At 37.1% G+C, this 20,757-nt stretch carries 18 protein-coding genes; all 18 read left to right on the top strand.

Annotated features, from left to right (window positions below):
- Positions 1 to 495: PD-(D/E)XK nuclease domain-containing protein (locus tag DWY79_RS21585; RefSeq protein ID WP_199705265.1), on the top strand; the 495-nt coding region annotated here is incomplete at its 5' end.
- Positions 496 to 856: 361 nt separating this feature from the next.
- Entirely contained in the window at positions 857 to 2,581 is a 1,725-nt protein-coding gene (locus DWY79_RS21580) for a hypothetical protein (protein ID WP_122370421.1), read from the top strand.
- A 117-nt stretch (positions 2,582 to 2,698) separates the two neighbouring features.
- Entirely contained in the window at positions 2,699 to 3,067 is a 369-nt protein-coding gene (locus tag DWY79_RS21575) for a DUF3244 domain-containing protein (protein ID WP_005863867.1), read from the top strand.
- Positions 3,068 to 3,266: 199 nt separating this feature from the next.
- Positions 3,267 to 4,901 (top strand): glycosyltransferase family 32 protein, encoded by a 1,635-nt coding sequence (locus DWY79_RS21570; RefSeq protein WP_057328958.1) that lies wholly within the window; start codon positions 3,267 to 3,269, stop codon positions 4,899 to 4,901.
- A gap of 31 nt (positions 4,902 to 4,932) precedes the next feature.
- Positions 4,933 to 5,712, top strand: a complete 780-nt coding sequence (locus DWY79_RS21565; RefSeq protein WP_158593856.1) for a response regulator transcription factor — start codon at positions 4,933 to 4,935, stop codon at positions 5,710 to 5,712.
- Positions 5,713 to 5,729: 17 nt separating this feature from the next.
- Positions 5,730 to 7,748, top strand: coding sequence for a UDP-N-acetylmuramoyl-tripeptide--D-alanyl-D-alanine ligase (gene murF, locus DWY79_RS21560; protein WP_122370417.1), 2,019 nt, complete (start codon positions 5,730 to 5,732; stop codon positions 7,746 to 7,748).
- Between the two features lie 142 nt (positions 7,749 to 7,890).
- Positions 7,891 to 8,058 (top strand): TIGR04149 family rSAM-modified RiPP, encoded by a 168-nt coding sequence (locus tag DWY79_RS21555; protein ID WP_081032003.1) that lies wholly within the window; start codon positions 7,891 to 7,893, stop codon positions 8,056 to 8,058.
- Positions 8,059 to 8,173: 115 nt separating this feature from the next.
- Complete coding sequence (locus DWY79_RS21550; protein ID WP_057328959.1) at positions 8,174 to 9,616, top strand: radical SAM peptide maturase; 1,443 nt, start codon at positions 8,174 to 8,176, stop codon at positions 9,614 to 9,616.
- On the top strand, positions 9,613 to 10,770 hold the full coding sequence (locus DWY79_RS21545; protein WP_122370415.1) for a TIGR04150 pseudo-rSAM protein: 1,158 nt from the start codon (positions 9,613 to 9,615) through the stop codon (positions 10,768 to 10,770). Before DWY79_RS21550 ends, DWY79_RS21545 begins: the two co-directional genes overlap by 4 nt.
- A 59-nt stretch (positions 10,771 to 10,829) precedes the next feature.
- Positions 10,830 to 11,984: a 6-bladed beta-propeller gene (locus DWY79_RS21540; protein WP_057328961.1), complete on the top strand. Its 1,155-nt coding sequence runs from the start codon at positions 10,830 to 10,832 to the stop codon at positions 11,982 to 11,984.
- 17 nt (positions 11,985 to 12,001) lie between these two features.
- Positions 12,002 to 12,865 carry a lanthionine synthetase LanC family protein gene (locus DWY79_RS21535; RefSeq protein ID WP_048926915.1) on the top strand — a complete coding sequence of 288 codons (864 nt, stop codon included), beginning with the start codon at positions 12,002 to 12,004 and terminating at the stop codon, positions 12,863 to 12,865.
- A gap of 30 nt (positions 12,866 to 12,895) precedes the next feature.
- The gene (locus DWY79_RS21530; protein ID WP_087345109.1) at positions 12,896 to 14,134 is read left to right on the top strand and encodes a TIGR04157 family glycosyltransferase; all 1,239 of its coding nucleotides are present in this window, start codon (positions 12,896 to 12,898) and stop codon (positions 14,132 to 14,134) included.
- 25 nt (positions 14,135 to 14,159) lie between these two features.
- Positions 14,160 to 15,539, top strand: coding sequence for a glycosyltransferase (locus DWY79_RS21525; RefSeq protein WP_057328962.1), 1,380 nt, complete (start codon positions 14,160 to 14,162; stop codon positions 15,537 to 15,539).
- Between the two features lie 128 nt (positions 15,540 to 15,667).
- The gene (locus DWY79_RS21520) at positions 15,668 to 16,837 is read left to right on the top strand and encodes a 6-bladed beta-propeller (protein WP_122370413.1); all 1,170 of its coding nucleotides are present in this window, start codon (positions 15,668 to 15,670) and stop codon (positions 16,835 to 16,837) included.
- 52 nt (positions 16,838 to 16,889) lie between these two features.
- The gene (locus DWY79_RS21515; RefSeq protein WP_082210337.1) at positions 16,890 to 17,045 is read left to right on the top strand and encodes a glycosyltransferase; all 156 of its coding nucleotides are present in this window, start codon (positions 16,890 to 16,892) and stop codon (positions 17,043 to 17,045) included.
- Complete coding sequence (locus DWY79_RS21510; protein ID WP_122370411.1) at positions 17,042 to 17,353, top strand: glycosyltransferase; 312 nt, start codon at positions 17,042 to 17,044, stop codon at positions 17,351 to 17,353. The genes DWY79_RS21515 and DWY79_RS21510 overlap by 4 nt, the downstream gene beginning before the upstream one ends.
- 234 nt (positions 17,354 to 17,587) lie before the next feature.
- Complete coding sequence (locus DWY79_RS21505; protein ID WP_122370409.1) at positions 17,588 to 18,763, top strand: 6-bladed beta-propeller; 1,176 nt, start codon at positions 17,588 to 17,590, stop codon at positions 18,761 to 18,763.
- Positions 18,764 to 18,799: 36 nt separating this feature from the next.
- Positions 18,800 to 20,757: peptidase domain-containing ABC transporter (locus DWY79_RS21500; protein ID WP_147431811.1), on the top strand; the 1,958-nt coding region annotated here is incomplete at its 3' end.

Below are 20,757 nucleotides of genomic sequence, written 5' to 3'. Positions count from 1 at the left end.
TTCCCGAACAAGGAGGTGGAAGAAGGTTTCGTCAAATACCTACTTCCTTTCTATACGAGCATACAAGCCTCTAAGACCCCCTTCGAGATCAGACAGTTCGTACGGGAGATACGGTCTGGCAATTACGACGCCTTCTTCCACCGCCTCCAAAGCTTCTTCGCCGACACACCCTACGAGGTGATCGCCGGGCAAAAGCCGGAACGAGACACGGAGCTGCATTACCGGAACGTCCTCTTCATCGTCTTCAAGCTGGTCGGCCTGTACACGCAAGTGGAGTACCATACCTCGAACGGGCGTATAGACCTCGTCTTGCAAACCGATCGCTATGTATATATCATGGAGTTCAAGCTCAACGGAACCGCCGAGGAGGCCCTGCGGCAAATCGAGGAGAAAGGCTACGCCCTACCCTTCGCCGGAGACAATCGGGAGGTCTTCAAGATCGGCGTGAACTTCTCTGCCGAGACCCGCAATATCGAGAAGTGGCTGGTTGGGTGAAAAAGTCATGTTTTTATCCAGATATACTTACTTTGCCGATACAGTATATATCCTATGCCCGGAGAAGATATACTTCAAGTGGCATCGAAGTATATCTTCTCCCCAAAAAGGCTTCTCAAGTGAATAACTAATCATTTCCCAACTCGTAAGCTTACGGCTACCCCTACTCGTAAGTTATTCACTTGACAAGCCGTAAGCTATTCATTTGACAAGCCATAAGCTGAAGGTTTGTATCTAGCGCAACAACCTGTTATTCAATACATTTACGACAGAGATAAAAACCGTTCAAAAAAGTCGGACTCTCCAGCCGAAATATCCTCGCCTTTTTGTATTATCTTTATCGCCAACAAATAATACGCAGATGAAGAAAAACATTGTTTTCCTGTTAATTCTAATACCTATTATATGGATCTCTTGCGACGGAATGGGCCATCAAACCATAGATTTCCGAAAAATAGAGAACCTTATGCCCCAACATCCGGATAGCGCCTTAATGCTCCTTGAACAAATAGAGAACAAAGAAAACCTATCCCGAAAAGATAAGGCACATTATTATTTGCTGTTAACAGAAGCACAAGACAAGACTTTTGTTAAGTATGAAACCGACTCGCTGATCACGATCGCAACGGATTATTATGAGGAAACAGACGATCTGGAACGAAAAGCGAAAGCTTGGTATTACAAAGGACTGATAAATAATGACCTCGATCAACCAATGAAAGCACAAGAATGTTTTTTAAAGGCTTTGCGAGATGAAAAGCAAGTGAAAGACTATGCATTGCTAGGACGAATCAATAATCAGATAGGGATGCTCTACACTTATCAACATGTATATGAAAGAGCAATTCCTTATTTGAAACAAGCCAATAATTGTTTCGAAATGATTCGTGATACGATAGGACAGGCCTACGTGTTAAGAGACCTAGGAAGAGCATATACCGTAACTCAACAACTCATCGATGCAATAGAGGTTTACCGTGAGGCATTACCTTATGCCCCTGCTATGGGTAACGGAACTATTCCCAATGAATTAGCCAATATTTATTTAGAAAAGGGAGAGTATGAGGTCGCCGCAAAATATATAGATCAGGCCTTACGGCTTTTTCGAACAGAGGAGTCACGTTTTCCGACCCATTTGGTGCTAGGCAAATACTATTTAGAGACAGCGCAAATCGATTCCTCGGAATATTATCTGCAAAAGGCATTAAGCAGCCCTTCTTTACAAACTCATGCGGGAGCATTGAAATATCTGTCATATGTAAAAGAAAAACAATCCGCATGGATAGAGAGTATCACTTTAAATAAAAGATATGAAGCGTGCAGAGACTCTATCGATAGAATCGTGGAAACAGAGTCAATCCGGAGAATGGATTATTTTTACAACTATCAGAAAATTCAAGAAGCACTATACCAGTCTCAAATAAAAGTAATGAAAAAAGATAAGGAACGCTATCTGTATGCTTTGATTATCTGTGCATGTGTTTTTATAAGCTTAGGGATTTATTCTTATTGGCGAAGAAGAGAGAAAGAAATAAAAAACCAAAAAGAGATATTGGAGCAGACTATCGAGAAACAACGTCAAAACAATCTCCGGATAAAAGAAGAAAACAGACAACAGATTGAGAAATTGCAAGAACAACTAATAGCCATGGAAAAAGAGCGACAAGAAGGATGGGAAGGTCAACAGCTCTTGCAAGAGAAGAGAGTACTGGAAATTCATAATGAGAGTATAGATGCTGATGAAAAGAGGCAATCTTTACGGATTGCTCAAATGGAAGACTCTGATATTTATAAAAAAATCCATACGGAAGACTGTGTAAAACTAACCGATGATGAATGGAGAGCATTAGAAAAACTATTAGATCAAACCTTCAATAACTTTACGGCACGATTAAAGAAGAGCTATCCGAAGATCTCCTATAAGGAAATACAGGTTTGTTACTTGACAAAGATAAAACTTAGCTCTACAAAGATGACAAAGATATTGCGATACAATAGCTCGCCACTCCGTTCTCGTCTCTATAAAAAAATCTTTAAGAAAACTGGAAGCGTTCAGGATTTTAATTCGTTTATCGCTGGTTTTTAACTCTATACAAATCAGAACAGGTTCAGAACAAAAATATGTTCTGAACTTTGTTCTGGATTTCTTGCCTTACCTTCATTAAACTTTTTAAATTGCAAAAAATTTAAACCATAAGATATCATGAATAAGCATTTGTTGACCTTATTAATTATCTGCTTAGGTATATTTTTACCTCAAGTAGTATTGGGAGATACCGTTCCAACCGAAGGAACATGGGGTAAAGAAAGATATCGTTCGATAATCCCCAATCCTCCAACGGTATCAATCGACGGAAATTTATTGAGCATACATTTTATAGATGCTCTGGATGATTTGACTGTCCAAGTTGTAAATGAGCAAGGAGCTATCCTATATAACGAAGTAGTCTCCGGCGAAGCAGGTGAATGTGTATCCATCTCTTTAGATCAGGCTGGCACAGGATGCTTTTATCTAGTGTTAGAACATCGCCTAGGGCAGCTTACGGGAGATTTCATCATACAAAATAATTAGGTATTATTCTTTATCATATGCAAGCTTCAGGATTAAACAGTATTATATAGTTGATCCATCACTATTGTGATAATCACTGTACAGTGCCCCCAATGATACGTTTTTCCTGGATGCTTGCATTGAATTATGTTATTAGGAACTCTAAGTGTAACCTTACAGAAATACTAAGTTTGTCATTAATCAAGAACTAATACATATTATGATAATCTACGACCCCAAAATAGCGATTCTCCTTATAGCCTTTAATCGATCAAATATAAAGCAAGTATTTGATCGTATCAAAGTGGTGAAACCAAGAAGACTATATATAGCAGTAGATGAATCAACTAATGACACACAGTGTAAAATATGTAAGGAAACAACGTCCATTGTTTCCCACATTGATTGGGAATGCCAAGTATTTAAACTATATCAGGAAAAAAATCAAGGATACGACAAACACTGTTTTCATTCGATTTCTTGGTTCTTCGAGCAAGAGCCCGAAGGAATCATACTAGAAGATGACTGTGTACCCTCTCTTTCATTCTTTGGTTTTTGTACGACATTACTAAAAAAATTCAGAAACGACGAACGCATCGGACATATATCCGGAAGTAATTATCAATTCGGTAAAAACAGGGGAGACGGAACTTACTATTATTCTAACCTAACCCACGTATCCGGATGGGCTGGTTGGAGACGAGTTTGGCAAGAGCACTGCCTTAACGAAAACAAGTACGATCTTTTTAACCAACTGGATTACTTATCAAATTTACCTTCTCACGCTCCATTCCAATATCGCTGGAACAGGCTCTTCAATATAGCAAATCACAGTAATGAACATTTTTGGGAGGTAAAATACGCATACACGAACCTTATCAATAATCGATTATCGATCATTCCAAACAAAAATTTAATAACAAAGATCGCATATTATGACAAAATGCCCCATGCTATAAAAAATCATCCATTTACCAACATCAAAAACGAGGAAATCGACCATATTGTTCATCCATCTTTCATCTGTCCGGACATAGAAGCCGATTTATATTCACAAACCAAAGAATATAATACATCTTTCGAGGAACTGTATATGCCTAAAGAATACTTTTACTTAAAAGAGCACTTTGTCGCCGCAATCCGAAATAATCATATACATCCTAAAATTCCACAGATCATTCATCAGATCTATGAGGATTTAGCGGGACCACCTCCTTCTTTAGTCGAGATCTCCCAATCATGGAAAGAGCTAAATCCCGATTGGAAGTATCGGTTTTGGAATAAAAATGATATTGAGACATTTTTGAAAACCTATTATCCGGAATTTATTCCGGCCTATAATGCTTTTTCACATAATGTACAACGCTGGGACGCAATCCGGTATTTAATACTTTATAAGTTTGGTGGTCTATATGTAGACATGGATTATGAATGTACGGAAAATATCACCCCTATATTATGTAATACAGAATGTGCCATGGGATTGGAACCGGAAGCTCACGCTGTCCGTATCCATGTACCTTACATTGTTGGAAATGCTTTTATGGCAACAGTTCCGGAGCATCCTTATTTCAAAGAGTTGATCGATGCAGTTTTTTATGATAACACAAAAGCCGGAACATACACTGATTCAGTAGAATTAATACTTAACACCACAGGCCCATTTCTAACAACTCGGATATATGATAATAGTAAATATCAGGAACGGATTACGTTAATTCCGGCAGAACTCATCGCTCCTATAACTCATTCAGATATAAGAAAAATCATGAAAGAGGAAACATCTATGACTATTGAGAGCAAAGTTGAAAAATCATTTGCGATACATTATTTCTTCGGCAGTTGGCACGAGTAAACTAAAGAATTAACCTAAAAATAATATGATTATGAATACCTTTGAAGATTTTTTTCCCAAATATGCCGGGAAAATAACAGATACCACTAATGATCAAGAGTCTGCATTTATTCAATATTGTAAAGTGTTTTCTTCACTTACCACTGATAGCTTTTATGTATTTGACGTGGTCCAAAAGCGATTTTGCTATATTAAACCTGATAACCTTTTCTTATGCGATCATTCCACGGAAGAGGCAATGAAGCTTGGCTATGATTTCTATAAACAAATAATCCATCCTGATGACTTGCCTTTATGGACAAACATACTTAAGATCATTCCTCAATACCTAAATGACCGAAAAGATAAATGGAATGAAATAGATTATTTTTCTTGTACCCTTCGTTTGCTTCGCAAATATTCTTTTTCATCACGCTTCCTATCACAAATGGTATATCAACGGATGAAACCTATTTGTCTAAATAACCAATTGCGCTACTTTATTTGTATTGTAGGAAGCTCAACCTACAAAGAGACTGGAAATTTATTATTGCATAACAAAAACATATTAATATACAAAGAGTATAATTTTATCACTAGACGCTGGAAACAACAAACAAGAGAACTGCTTACAGAACGAGAGAAAGCGATACTTATGCTTGCCAAACAAGGTAAAAATACGGTAGAGATAGCTAATGATTTATACAAAGGTCAAAATACTATACGTAATCAGATAAAATCTTTATTTAATAAATTAAAAGCACATTCCATACAGGAGGCTATTGAATTTTGCGACTATTATCACCTATTAAACATTAAAATAAATAAATAAAATCAATCTGCATTATTATGATTCCAAAGATAATTCATCAGATTTGGGAGGGACGTACCGAATATTTGGGGGACGCATATAAATTGTTAGGTGAAACTTGGAAAGAGCATCATCCTGACTGGAAATATGAGTTTTGGGATGAAAGCCGAATAGTTGATTTTATTTACGATTACTATCCAGAAATGATTGATATCTACTTTGGATATCAATATAATGTGCAACGTTGGCATGTAATACGCTACCTAATTCTTTATAAGATAGGAGGTTTGTATGTGGATTTTGACTATGAATGTTTAGAATCTTTCGATAGATATATATTGGATGGAAGTAAATGTCATTTTGCTTCGGAACCAGAAGGACATTATCGCTTTTGTAATAAAGTCCCCTATATTAATAATGCATTGATCATTACACCTCCAAATCATCCATTTTTTATCAATATTATTGTGCATCTTCAAACCACACCAATATTCTATACAGGAAATAAATATCAAGATGTGTTAAATACTACAGGGGCGTCAATGTTAACCAACCTCTATGAAAATTATCATAATAAAGATACAGTTGATATTTTGCCAGCAGAACTAGTATCTCCTTTCTCAAGAGAAGAGGTGAAAAATTATATTCATGGTAAAGCAGATGAAAAGATATTGGAAAAAAAACTACAAAATGCTATTGCTATCCATTATTTTTTAGGTTCATGGCTAATAAAAAATAACGATTATTTACCACAAAAAAATAGATTATCCTATATGCCTATCTCTGAACTGTATCAAATTTTCAAAGAATATCCAGTCATTTGTACAGATAGCCAGATGAGTTTGCCTAATTCTCTTTTTTTCGCTGTAAAAACCTATTCTTACGATGGCAATAAATTTGCACAAAAGGCATTAGATGCGGGATGCCGTTATGCAGTTGTCGATAACCCCATGGTAATAACTAACAATCTCTATATATTAGTAGATGATGTTCTGCAAACATTGGAGCAATTAGCAAAAATTCACCACAAAATTTTAAAAACGCCAGTCATAGGTATTACAGGTACATGTGGTAAGACAACAACTAAAGATTTAATAACAGCCGTACTTTCTACCAAATACAATTTAGTATCTACAAAGGGAAGTGAAAATGCTTCTTTAGGTGCTTCTCTTACTTTGTTACGCTTAAAACCTGAGCATACAGTAGCTATTATTGAAATGGGTGCTTGTTGCCCTAGAATGATACGAGAACTAGCTCGAATTATCCAACCCTGTTATGGCATTATCACTAATGTGGGATTGGCCCATCTCAAAGGATTCGGCTCACTTGCAGGTGTGATACGTTCCAAAGGTGAGCTTTATGATTATTTACGCCAATTTGGTGGTAAAATATTTATCCATAAGGAAAATACACATCTTCAGTCCATAGCCAGAGGTTTAGAGCAAATTTCTTATGGTGAAAGTAAAGATGCTTTTGTTTCCGGTCGAATGATAAGTTCAGAACCGTGTCTCTGTTTTAATTGGGAAAATGCCGGAGTTGGGTATACCATATCAACACACATGGCAGGTAACTACAATCTGTGGAACGCATTAGCTGCAATTGCTGTTGGACTTCATTTTGATATTCCTTGTTCAGAAATTAATCGTGTGATTAGCGACTATATCCCCACTAATCATCGTTCACAGTTGAAAAAAACGTTACGTAATGAGCTAATAATTGATACCTTTAACGCAAATCCTTGTAGTATGCATGCTGCTTTGGCTAGCTTTTCCACACTGAAAGCGAAACCTAAGGCTGTAATTTTAGGAGACATGCTCGGATTAGGGATAAACAGTTTGCAGTACCATGCTGAAATAATAGAGGCACTTAATAGATATGGTTTTGAAAAAATCCTACTTTGTGGTGATCAGTTTACGGCAGTGAGCTCTATTTATCAGTGTTTCCTTGACGTTGAGGCATTATATCGGTATTTATCGACTAACCCACTCCAAGATTATGAAATTTTAATCAAAGGCTCTAATAGAATCCATCTAGAGACAATCATTCATTTACTATAATGTGTTATAATTAATATTAAATTATGATGGCCTGAAGCAATAAGCGCAAAATAGACTCAATTAGGCTAATTATCAAATAAACACACACACTTATATTTGTAATATATATTATTAATAATGAACTAATTTAATACGTAAGAAAATGAAAACATTAGGTAAACTTAAGTTAAATGAATTCAGAAAAGCCGAATTGGAAAAGCGTGAACTAAATGCTTTAAAAGGAGGTTGTCAATGCAAGTGTGCTTGTGCAGGCGTTTCTGGCTATGAAAACACTGGAGGAGGTTCGAATGGTGCTGGTGCTGCATATTGACATTATGTGGAAAAAACGCATGCTTAGTTTGTAGTAGTATTGTACAGATTTTATAACATGTGTCTCCCAGTAAACAACTTCTTGCTTATTGGGAGATATGATTAACTAATCTATTATGTTTAAGACACTCATTCACACTTCAGAAAATGATAATTTATATATCTATAATCATCAATCTAAATTATCGATATTAGTACATCCTGATTTCAGAAAAGCTTATGAAGGATCAGCAGATGCAGATCCGTATTATATTAAAAAATATGAATATCTGAAAAAACATAATTTTTTCTCCACAGTAGACCCTGTTAATTTTGGCAAAATAGATGAGTCTGTAATAAAAAACAATATAGCGCAAGTTCCACAAATTGTATTTGAAACGACAGACTTTTGCAATTTGAATTGTTCGTATTGCGTATTTGGCGATTTTTATGAAGAGTTTGACGTAAGGAATCAAAAAATGATCAATATTGATCATGCAATTATTTTGCTGAAATACATTTTTGAACTTAAGCATAAAAGTAAAAAAAACCAATTATACATCAGCTTTCATGGAGGAGAACCTCTTTTTAATGGAGATTTTATCAAACAGATCGTTGATGTCGTTAATCAATTGAAATCAGGGAAAGAAATTGAAATTGTATACACAATGACTACAAATGCCACATTGCTACATAAATATTTGCATTTTTTAGTTGAAAACAACTTTCAATTGCTTATAAGTTTAGATGGGAATAAATCAAATCATAGCTATCGAATTTTTAGAAAAAGCAAGGAAAATTCTTTCGAAAAAGTAATCGTAAATATAGATAATCTTCAGAATAAATACCCTAAATATTTTACCGACAATGTAAATTTTAATGCCGTCTTGCATGACAGAAATTCAGTAAATGATATATATGAATTTATTTATTCAAGATATCATAAAATTCCAAGAATTTCTGAATTAGCACCTAATGACGTAAATCCAAGTAAAAAAGAATTTTTTAATGAAATATTTCACAGTTATAGAAGAAGTGAGTCTGAATACATAAAGGACGATTCAAATCTATTACCTCACGAAGAATTATTACAATATAAAGAATTAACTTCTTTTTTAAAGAATTATTCAATTAATTATTATATTTCAAATATAACAGATTTGTTATCTAAAGAGAAAAAATATCTACCAACAAGTACTTGCCTGCCATTTTGGAAAAAATTGATGTTAACTACAAGTAGCAAATTAGCTCTATGTGAAAAAGTTAACTATCATAAGTTAACCGTAGGGGAAGTAAATGAATCTGTAAAAATTGATATACCTAAAATTACGCAATTATATAATTTTTATTATGATCATGTTAAAGAAAAATGTCAGCATTGCTACATCAACAAATCCTGTGATGTTTGTTTATTTCTCATGAAGAATAATAATCTAGATAAGTTAGATACAGAGGAGTTCGTTTGCGATAGTTTTCACGATTTAAATACTTTTGTTCAAAAATTACACCGAATTTTCTCATTTCTTGAAAAACACCCAGAAGATAACTCCTCAATAATAGAAAATATAGTAATCATATGATAACAAAAAAAGAGACAACTAATTACTGGTTTAAAATAGAACCATATGTGCACATTAGCATTGTTAATAGCAATGTATTACTGTATAATACTTTTGATGGATCATTTATTGAATCAAAAGATATTGAAATTGTTAAACTATTAAAAGAAACGCTTCTAAAAGAAAATTGCGGTGTTGTTTTGTTAACTGCTGAAAGATATAATCTAGACAATATAAGAAAATTCATCATGGAGCTTAGGGCGAAATATATGGGTGATATAATTGATATTGAATTATCTAAATCAAAACCCGTTCAAATAATGCCTTTTACTAGTTTATTAAATATTCAAGAGTTGTTTAAAAAACAAAATTTTCCAACAGGTAAAAAGATTTTAGAATATCTATCTGAAATTAGTATTTACGTGGATTACAATACTAATATAATGGACTTAAATTCTTTTCTAAAGTCATTGCCAAACATTTCAACTGTTAATATTATTGGAAATTTAAAAGATGTTGCGAATTATAAAGAGCTATTACTTGTTTTAGATCAATTTCCTTCATTAAAAAAAATAACATGTAACTATTCAAATGTTATATCTTTGCAGCCAGAATTTGTAAATAATTTTTCATACTCAATATTAATAAATTACCCAATAGATATATCAAAATGGAATTATTCAAGGCGATTATTACTTAATCAATCAATACCTTTTGAATGTATTTTTGAAGTAACATCTATGGATAATTATTCGCAAATAAATAAATTTATAGAGGAATTTGGAATTGAAAAACACCAATTAAAACCAGTATATACGGGAGATAACATAGATTTTTTTAAGGAAAATGTTTTTCTAACAAAGGATGATATTTTATCCACACCACTTTCCATTAGTGATTTTTTTATAAATCAATCGATGAATATTTTTGATTTTGGGAAAATAGCCATTATGTCTAATGGTGATATTTATGCAAATGTAAACTATCCAATATTAGGAAATATACATACACATAGTATTTATGAGATCATATCTAAAGAATTAGAAGAAGGCAGATCGTGGCTTCGTATCCGTAATCAAGCGCCATGCAATACTTGTTTATACCAATGGTTCTGCCCCTCTCCATCTAATTATGAAATAGCCATTGGTCGTCCTAACCTTTGTCATGTAAAGTGACAATAATGGATCGTGATAATATGTTAATTAGAGAGTCGTAATAAGATAAACGAGTATATATGAAAAATATAAATTTAGTTATTATCCTGTTTCTATTGATTGGATGTAAAAAAAATGAACAACCAATTAATAACTTTATAACTGTAGATATTACAGCAAATTACCCTAAAAAGGAGATGATTCTTCAAGATTTTATGGATGTCGAATATATTCCGTTAGAAACAACAGATGAGTTTATTTGCCAAGGTTTTATTCAAGCTATTGGTAAGGATATGATAATTGCAAAAAACCGAAGCAATGATGGAAATATTTATATCTATAATCGGGAAGGAAAAGCTTTGAGAAAGATAAATAGGAAAGGACAGGGAGGGGAAGAGTATACGGATATTTTAAAAATCGTTTTAGATGAAGACAATAACGAAATATTTGTCAACGATATGTATGCAAAAAAAATACTTGTTTATGATTTAGAAGGGAATTTTAGACGAAGTCTTCCTCATAAAGGAGATTTTTTGTTTTTTGAAATGTTTAATTTTGACAGGGAAAATTTAATTTGCCATGATGCTTTTAATGATAATAATTCTCTGGCTTTTCATACTGGTCATTCATTCATGCTCGTTTCAAAGCAAGATGGTAGTATCACCAAAGAAATTCAAATACCATTTAAAGAGAAAAAATCAATAGTGATGAGGACTAAAGATGAAACAACTGGTATGACTTATGCCTACCTTCCTTCGTGTGTTTATCCGATAATTCCTTATTTTAATAATTATTTACTGATGGAACTTTCGGCCGATACATTGTATACATATTCACAAGACCATACTATGAAACCTGCTATAGTAAGGGTTCCATCTGTTCAATCTATGATGCCAGAAGTATTTCTTTTACCGAGTGTGCTCACCGACCGCTATTATTTCATGGGAACAGTCAAAAAAGAATATGGATTTCCGGGTATTGATTTGGTATATGACAAAAAGGAAAAAACTATATTTAAATATACCGTGTATAATAATGATTATTCAAGCAAAGAAGAGGTATATATGAAATCATTACCAGGCAATGAAGAAATCGCATCTATCTTGTACCTAGAGGCTCCCAAACTTGTTGAAGATCATGAAAGGGGAAGACTGAAAGGCCGGTTAAAAGAGATCGCCGCAAGTTTAGACGAAGAATCCAATCCGGTGATCATGCTGATAAAACATAAAAAATGAAACTATCGTAAATAGTTATGAATCCAAAGGCGATCTCTTCTAATACAACAATAGAGAAACAAATATCTCATATTGTTGGTACACTCCTACTTAACGGCACATTGACAGAAAGTCCCGGATTAGTACATGGCAAGATGGGAATTGCAATTTTCTTTTTCCATTATGCGCAATATACAAAAAACATGTTGTTTGCAGATTATGCCTTAGATCTGATTGGAGAAATACAGAATCAAATACATGTAAATAGCCCCGCAGATTATGAAAAAGGTATAGCAGGAATAGGCATAGGAATTGATTACCTAATCCGTAATAATTTTTTAATTGTAGAAGATGATATTTGTGAGGATTTTGATCAAAGGATGCTTCGTGCAGTTATGTACGATCCTTGGCTGGATTTCAGCCTGTATGACGGATTAGCTGGGTATGGTCGATATTGGATTTCGAGATTACGTTATCAGAAGCCATCCTCTCAAGCACGAGAATGTCTATGGCATATTGTTGAACTGATCAAAAATAAATTACCGGAGATTTCTCCGGAAGAACAAACAGATGTATATTGTTTCTTACTTGACTTACAAAAGATATTTGGTTATGAGGATTGTAAAGATCTCTTAGAACAATGTAGGGAATGGAGTTTGGAAGTATGCTTTCATCGTTTAGAAAATTCTATGATAGGTAACGTTGCGTGCAAAAGTATAAATAGCCAATATTTCCATAATACTAGTCAAAACGAAATTGATAATATCTTAAAACAACTTCCTGATCTAGATATGGAGAAACAGCCTGTTTCTATGGGGCTTCTTTCTGGTTATGCGGGTGAAGGATTGTTGCGATTGACCGCACTTAATTCAACGGATCTGTCATGGATGCAACTTTTATAATCTTTTATTAACCAAGAAAATGTCGTTAATATGAATCTATATATCTTTAATGAAACTCGTCGAGGAGCTGTTTTTGGTGTCGGGACATATATCCGAGAACTAACTTTTGCTCTACAAAATAGAAGTTTGCACATTTGTATAATAAATTTGCTATCTGACAAGCCATATATACAGATGGAGAAAATAGAGAACATTGAGCATTGGTATTTTCCCTCACCTATACCAGAGCAACGAACATCAGATAGCCAAAAACAAAGAGCGTTGTATTTTCGTAATGTTGTATATTTACTTCAATTACATATTAAGGACAAAAAGGATTTAGTGTTCCATTTGAATTATCATCAAAATGAGAGTCTTGTCAGCGAACTGAAAGAAGCTTTTGATTGTAAGATTATTTCTGTCGCACATTTTTCTGACTGGGGATTTACTGTTTTTGACAACCTGAATCGCCTACGTAATATTCTCAATGAAGAACATCCGGATAGTTTTAGTGAAAACGTAAAAAAATCGTTTGAAGAAGAAAGGGCGTACTATACCCAGGTGGATCATACAATTTGCTTGTCAAATTATATGAAAAAAATACTATGTCAGGATTATGGACTTGATTCAATGAAAGTTTCTGTTGTTCCTAATGGTTTGGGTGATGTAGTTGATATGTCGGTAGATAAAGAACTTTTACGTAAGAAATGGCACGTAGGACCTAAAGAGAAAATTATTCTTTTTGCCGGTCGGATTGACGAAATAAAGGGTGTGAGTTCTTTGATCAAAGCGTTCCATCTAGTCTTAGAAGCTTATCCTAATAGCCGTTTGCTAATAGCCGGTAATGGTGATTACACAAGAGCCTTTCAAGAAGCAAAAAATATTTACACTAAAATTACTTTCACTGGGCTATTGAAAAAGGAGGAGCTGTTTGAGATCTATCAATTGGCCGATGCCGGTGTTGTACCTTCTTTATTCGAACCATTTGGTTATGTCCCTGTCGAGATGATGATGCATGAATTGCCCATTATAGCGACCACTACATCCGGATTAAACGAGGTAGTAGATGAGTCTTGCGGATTGAAAGTACCATTAATAGTATCTCCTGATAATGTAGAGATCGACACCTCTTTATTAGCACAGAAGATCGTCTACCTATTACAGAGCCCGGAAGAAGCGAAACGACTCGGGAAGAACGGTCGCAAACGGTATTTGGAGAAATATTCCTCGGAGGTATTCGGGAAAAACATGATAGAATTTTATAAATCCTTATTCCAAGAATGCAAGTAATAAACAACTAGCCTGATACTATTATATGAATACGCCCAATCAAATCGACATATCGATCATTATCCCGATATATAACGTGGAAAAATATTTGACGGTTTGTATCGACTCGTTGATGAACCAAGGTGATCTACGTATGGAGATTATCTTGGTTAATGACGGCTCGACTGATTTGTCTGGGGAAATTGCTGATGAATACGCTAAAAAAGAGGAGCGTATCAAAGTGATTCATCAAGAGAATGGGGGAGCATCCGCAGCCCGCAACGTTGGTTTGGATATTGCCACGGGAGAGTACATCGCTTTTTTGGATAGTGATGACTGGATTAAAGATGAATCATTATCTCTTCTATATGATGAGGCGGTGAAACATCATGCCGATGTCGTGATGGGAAATATGTGGCTATGCCATCAAGACGGAAGTATGGATAAACCTTTTAAATGTATTTCCAACGGATCTATAAAAAAATTGCTTTCCGGTAAAGAAGGTTTCATAGAATTAGTCAAAACGTGTTTCTATTTGCCTACACCCGTCAGATACATATACAATAGGAAATATCTGCATAAAATGCAGGCTCGTTTTGAGGAAGGCATCATGCATGAGGATGAGTTATGGTGTCCCATCGTCCTTTGCCAAGCGGAGAGGATGGTTATCACCAACATTGAGTTTTATTATTACCGCCAGAACGAAGAATCGGTCATGCATACGACAAGCCTAGCCCGAAGGCTGAAATCATTATTTCAAGTTACTGAGGGATTGATTAAATTCTCTGATCAATTTGTTTCCTCTAAGACGAGCGTTGACTTGAGAAGCTGGTGGTATGTAAACATCCTCAGGCTTTATTCCATGGCCTTCACACTACTTCCCAACATAAAAGATTCCTCATACATAGTACACAAACATTATCTGGATCGATTTTGGAGGGATTGCGGGCAAATGATTCCGGAATCTATACAAAGATGCAGAAATTATTACTACAAGGCAGAAGCCGGGCTGAAAGAATATACGGATTGGCGTGTGTCCGATTGGGTAGCAGGCGTAGATTGCCAAATAAAGGCTGGTAAAAAAGTGATGCTCGTATTCAACACGATAAATGGGGAAGATCTACAGTTGAAAATAGAGGATATACCCGTTGATTGGGTGATAACCGCCGACAGGAAATATTTCCAACAGGCGACTATAGTCGTTTTTCACCTTCCCACATTGCATTATGAGCTAGAGAATGATCTGGATAAGTTGGAAGGACAAACATGGGTCAGCTGGCATCTGGAGTCCGAAAAGGATGATCCGGGAATCAACGACCCGGAAATAAGCGAACTATTCGATCTTTCGATAAGTGACCCACAAGATAGCGAGGGTGAACAACATCCATTGCTAAGACTGTGCCGAAATTATGTAAATAATGGATAGAATTCCATTCATCGCTATAAGTTTTGAGCAAAAAGAAGAGATCACGAGAAAAAATAACCTATTTTTGTAATTAGGCATAATTGAGCGAACGTATCGCCCTAAGTGTTTAACCTTAAATCGGAAGATTAATGAAATGGATAATCACAATACCAGCGATCCTCCTCTTTGCGTTAGCGGGATGTGGAAAAGATAAGCAATCGACAAATGAGCTTATCACAGTTGATGTTACGGCAAGTTACCCTAAGAAAGAACTGATTCTTCAAGATTTTATGGATGTCGAATATATTCCTTTGGAAACAAAGGACGATTTTATTTGCCAAGGTCTTGTCTTAGCAATCGGAAAGGATATTATTCTTGCCAGAAACCGAGTCAGAGATGGAGATATCTTTATCTATGACAGAAAAACGGGAAAAGGATTAAAAAAAATAAATAGAGAAGGGCAAGGTGGAGAAGAATATACGTTCATCCAAAGAATTGTGCTTGATGAAAAACAAAATGAAATATTTGTACTCGATCATTTTTCAAGGAAAATATCAGTATATGATTTAGATGGGGATTTTAAAAGAAGCCTTAAACGAGGTGATGAACTCTATTTCTTTCATTTATACAATTTCAACCAAACAAGTTTAATAACTAATAATTATTGGGTAACAGACAAGCCTGCTTTTACTATTATATCTAAACAGGATGGAACAACCAAACAAATCCAGATTCCATTTAAAGAAAAAATATCAATGGCTGTAAACTATTCTGATAAAGCAAAGGATATATATTACAACGTGATCCCTGATAACTATAATCCTATAATTCCCTATTTTGATTGTTGGGTACTTGTAGAACAATCATCCGATACAGTATATAAGTACCAATCAGACCATAAAATGATACCGATTATAGCAAGGACCCCATCCGTACAATCCATGAATCCGGAAGTATTCCTCTTCCTAGGGATTCTTACTAACCGCTATTATTTTATGGAAACGGTTAAAAAAGAATATAACTTCGAGACACATGAGGGATTTCCCACTACAGACTTATTATATGACAAACAAGAAAAGGCTATTTTTGAATATATTGTATATAACAACGATTATTCTGAGAAAAGAGCGGTGAATATGAAATCACTTCCTGTAGACGATAAAATCGCATCTTGGCAAAGTATCGAGGCTTCCCAGCTCATTGAGGATTATGAAAAAGGGAAGTTGAAGGGACGATTAAAAGAAATTGCCGCAAGTTTAGATGAAGAATCCAATCCGGTAATCATGTTAATAAAACACAAAAAACAAACCAATCCCTAATGGTTATGAATCCAATGGAGGCTGTCTCTTATAATACAAAAATTGAGAAACAATTATTTTTTTTGCCGGTCGGATTGACGAAATAAAGGGTGTGAGTTCTTTGATCAAAGCGTTCCATATGGTCTTAGAAGCTCATCCTAATAGTCGTTTGCTGATAGCCGGTAACGGTGATTATACAAGGGCCTTCCAAGAAGCAAAAAATATTTGACCACATGCATAGATTCCTTGATGTACCAAGGCGATCTGCACTTGGAGATTGTCTTGGTGGATGATGGCTCGACCGACTTATCCAGAAAGATCGCTGACGAATACGCTAAGAAAGAGGATCGTATCAAGGTGATTCATCAAGAGAACGAGGGAGCGTCCGCTGCCCATAACGCAGGTTTGGAGATTGCCCAAGGTGAGTATATCGCTTTTTTAGATAGCGAAGACTGGATAAGTTGGAAGGACAAACATGGGTCAGCTGGCATCTGGAGTTCGAAAAGGATGATTCGGGAATCAACGACCCAGAAATAAACGAACTATTCGACCTTTTGATAAGTGACCCACAAGATAGCAAGATAGCGAGAGGAAACAACATCCATTGCTAAGCCTTTGCCTAAATTATGTAAATAACGGATAGAATTCCATTCACCGCTATAAGTTTTGAGCAAAAAGAAGAGATATCGAGAAAAAATAACCTATTTTTGTAATTAGGCATGATTGAGCGAACGTATCGCCCTAAGTGTTTAACCTTAAATCGTAAAAATAATGAAATGGATAATCACAATTTCAGCGATCCTCCTCTTTGCGTTAGCGGGATGTGGAAAAGATAAACAATCAACAAATGAACTCATCACAGTTGATGTTACAAAGAATTATCCTGAAAAGGAATTGACACTACAGGATTTCATGGATGTGGAATACATCCCGTTGGAAACAAATGATGAGTTTGTTACCCAAGGCAAAGTAATGGCCATTGGTGCAGAAGTTATATTAATAACCAACTGGGCCAACGACGGGAATTTGTTTGTTTTTGACAGAAAAACCGGCAAAGCCTTGAAGAAGATAAACAGGAAAGGGCAAGGTGGCGAGGAATATGTAGGTATTACGGAGGTTGTTCTGGATGAAGCAAACAAGGAAATATTTGTTATAGCCTATACCGGAAGTAAAATCTCTGTATATGATCTATACGGAAATTTTAAAAGGAGTTTCAAAGCCGCAGGTACGGAATCTCATGTAAATACATTTAATTACGACCGGGAAAATTTGATCTCTTATGTACCGGATAATAGTCTGGAAAACCCGTCAAACGCCATACCTCCATATTATTTAATCTTTTCCAAACAGGATGGAAGTATCACCCGGAAAATATCAATTCCTTTTGATGAAGTTAAAAGCCCGGTCGCAAGAGACGGGGAAGCTTGGGCTGTTCCAGTTCCAACCACTGTGTACCAAATAGTTCCAGATCATACCAATTGGGTACTTATGGAGACATCATCCGATACCATATACCACTATTTGCCGGATGCTAATACGACAATCCCCCTTATCGTAAGAACCCCCTCCATACACTCCATGGATCCTCCTGAAGTATTTCTTATGCCAACCGTTTTTACCGACCGTTATTATTTCATGAGCCTGTTGAAAGCGGAATTTAATTTTGAAACAGGGAGAGGGTTTCCGACTTCCGGATTGATGTACGATAGGTTAGAAAATTCTGTATTCATACCTAAAACATACAATGGTGATTATACCAGCAAAAGAGAAATGTATATGATGTCAAGACCTTTAGATCCGGAATTCGTAATCGGACAGGCATTGCAAGCCCACGAACTTGTCGAGGCTTACGGGAAAGGGCAACTGAAAGGCAAACTGAAAGAGATCGCAACGACATTGGATGAAGAGTCCAATCCGGTGATTATGCTGATAAAACATAAGAAATAAGAACTAAATCATGTCTATATCCTAATGTTTTAATTTATGCTAAGATCGTTTCCACATTATCAGCAATTGGATTCTATGGACTGTGGTCCTAGCTGCCTCCGTATGATCGCCAAGTTCTATGGCCGTGTGTACTCGATCCAGAACTTACGGGAGAAAGCCTTCATCACACGGGAAGGGGTCTCCATGCTGGGTATCAGCGAGGCGGCGGAAGCGATCGGGTTCCGAACACAGGGCGTGCGGATCACGGTGGAGGAATTGGAAAAGGAATGTCCCCTACCCTGCATACTGCACTGGAACCAATGGCATTTCGTGGTTTGCTACAAGATAAAGAAAGGGAAGTTCTACATAGCGGACCCGGCGGCGGGACTTATCACCTATACGAGGGAGGAGTTCAAGCGGTGCTGGGTCAGTACCAAGGTGGACGGGCAGGATACCGGGACGGTGCTCTTGCTGGAACCGGGGCCGGAGTTCTACGGGATGGAGGACGAGGGGAGAGACAGGAAACGTAACCTCGGATTCTTTTTCCGATATATATCGCCCTACAGGCGGGAGATGGCACAGCTCGTGCTGGGCATGGTGACAGCCAGCGTACTGCAACTCATCCTGCCTTTCCTCACGCAGAGCCTAGTGGATACCGGTATACGAGACAACAACCTAGGTTTCATAACCTTGATCCTTATATCGCAATTGGTGATCTTTATCGCCAAGCTATCCGTGGACTTCATACGGAGCTGGATATTGCTGCACGTAAACACGAGGATCAATATCGCCTTGATCTCCGATTTCCTCGCCAAGCTGATGCGCCTGCCCCTGCATTTCTTCGATACCAAGATGGTGGGCGATATCATGCAGCGCATCGGAGACCATGACCGCGTCGAGGCTTTCATGACGGGGACATCCATCAATACGCTCTTCTCTTTCGTCAACTTTATCGTGTTCGGGGTCGTGCTGGCCTATTACGACTGGACGATACTGGGACTCTTCTTGGTGGGTAACGGGCTATACGTGGCGTGGGTACTCGCTTTCATGAGATGGAGGAGGGAGCTGGACGTAAAGCGTTTCTCGCAGGCGGCCGGGGAGCAGAGCAACCTATTCCAGCTCATCACCGGAATGCAGGAGATCAAGCTCAATAATTGCGAGACCAAGATGCGGTGGAAATGGGAACGGATACAGGTAAAACTTTTCAAGATAGGGATCAAGGGGCTGGCGTTACAACAATATCAGCAACTCGGGGCGGTCTTTTTCAACCAGACCACGAACATACTCATCTCCTTCATTGCGGCGCGGGCCGTCGTGCAAGGGGATATGACACTGGGTATGATGATGTCGGTGACCTACATCGTGGGGCAGCTCTCCTCACCTATCGAGCAATTGATCGATTTCTCACGGTCCTTGCAGGACGCGAAGATCAGTTTGGAGCGGCTCGGCGAGATACACGGGAAGGAGGACGAGGAAGAGGTAGGCGGGATAAGACTGAATGTTCTCCCCGATGACAGGACGCTACGGTTGGAAAACCTCAGCTTCAACTATGACGGGGCGGACAGGGATTACGTGCTGGAGGATATCAACCTGACGATACCCCATAACAGGGTGACCGCCATCGTGGGGGCCAGCGGAAGCGGGAAGACGACGATCGTGAAACTCCTGCTCGGTTTTTATAACCCCAACAAGGGGGACGTGAGGATCGGCGATACCTCCCTCAGGAACTTGAATCCTCACGTATGGCGTAGCAAGACCGGTTCGGTCATGCAGGATGGTTTTATCTTCTCGGATACGATCGCCAACAACATCGCCCCCGGCGAAGAGGTGGTGGACAAGGAACGCCTGCTGCATGCCGTGACGGTGGCGAATATCCGGGATTTCATCGATTCGCTCCCGCTGGGCTATAATACGAAGATCGGCATGGAGGGCAATGGAGTAAGCCAAGGGCAGAGGCAACGGATCCTGATCGCCCGGGCGGTGTACAAGAATCCCGACTTCATCTTCCTGGACGA

The organism is Parabacteroides sp. AF27-14 (assembly GCF_003635425.1).
In the GTDB taxonomy this organism is placed as follows: domain Bacteria; phylum Bacteroidota; class Bacteroidia; order Bacteroidales; family Tannerellaceae; genus Parabacteroides; species Parabacteroides distasonis.
Note: the sequence above shows the minus strand (reverse complement) of the source record. Positions and strands in the feature narration are given on the sequence as shown.

Excerpts from the sequence above, each read along its gene's own strand:
- DWY79_RS21580 (WP_122370421.1), top strand. The coding sequence starts at position 857 with ATGAAGAAAAACATTGTTTTCCTGTTAATTCTAATACCTATTATATGG.
- DWY79_RS21575 (WP_005863867.1), top strand. The coding sequence starts at position 2,699 with ATGAATAAGCATTTGTTGACCTTATTAATTATCTGCTTAGGTATATTT.
- DWY79_RS21570 (WP_057328958.1), top strand. The coding sequence starts at position 3,267 with ATGATAATCTACGACCCCAAAATAGCGATTCTCCTTATAGCCTTTAAT.
- DWY79_RS21565 (WP_158593856.1), top strand. The coding sequence starts at position 4,933 with ATGAATACCTTTGAAGATTTTTTTCCCAAATATGCCGGGAAAATAACA.
- murF (WP_122370417.1), top strand. The coding sequence starts at position 5,730 with ATGATTCCAAAGATAATTCATCAGATTTGGGAGGGACGTACCGAATAT.
- DWY79_RS21555 (WP_081032003.1), top strand. The coding sequence starts at position 7,891 with ATGAAAACATTAGGTAAACTTAAGTTAAATGAATTCAGAAAAGCCGAA.
- DWY79_RS21550 (WP_057328959.1), top strand. The coding sequence starts at position 8,174 with ATGTTTAAGACACTCATTCACACTTCAGAAAATGATAATTTATATATC.
- DWY79_RS21545 (WP_122370415.1), top strand. The coding sequence starts at position 9,613 with ATGATAACAAAAAAAGAGACAACTAATTACTGGTTTAAAATAGAACCA.
- DWY79_RS21540 (WP_057328961.1), top strand. The coding sequence starts at position 10,830 with ATGAAAAATATAAATTTAGTTATTATCCTGTTTCTATTGATTGGATGT.
- DWY79_RS21535 (WP_048926915.1), top strand. The coding sequence starts at position 12,002 with ATGAATCCAAAGGCGATCTCTTCTAATACAACAATAGAGAAACAAATA.
- DWY79_RS21530 (WP_087345109.1), top strand. The coding sequence starts at position 12,896 with ATGAATCTATATATCTTTAATGAAACTCGTCGAGGAGCTGTTTTTGGT.
- DWY79_RS21525 (WP_057328962.1), top strand. The coding sequence starts at position 14,160 with ATGAATACGCCCAATCAAATCGACATATCGATCATTATCCCGATATAT.
- DWY79_RS21520 (WP_122370413.1), top strand. The coding sequence starts at position 15,668 with ATGAAATGGATAATCACAATACCAGCGATCCTCCTCTTTGCGTTAGCG.
- DWY79_RS21505 (WP_122370409.1), top strand. The coding sequence starts at position 17,588 with ATGAAATGGATAATCACAATTTCAGCGATCCTCCTCTTTGCGTTAGCG.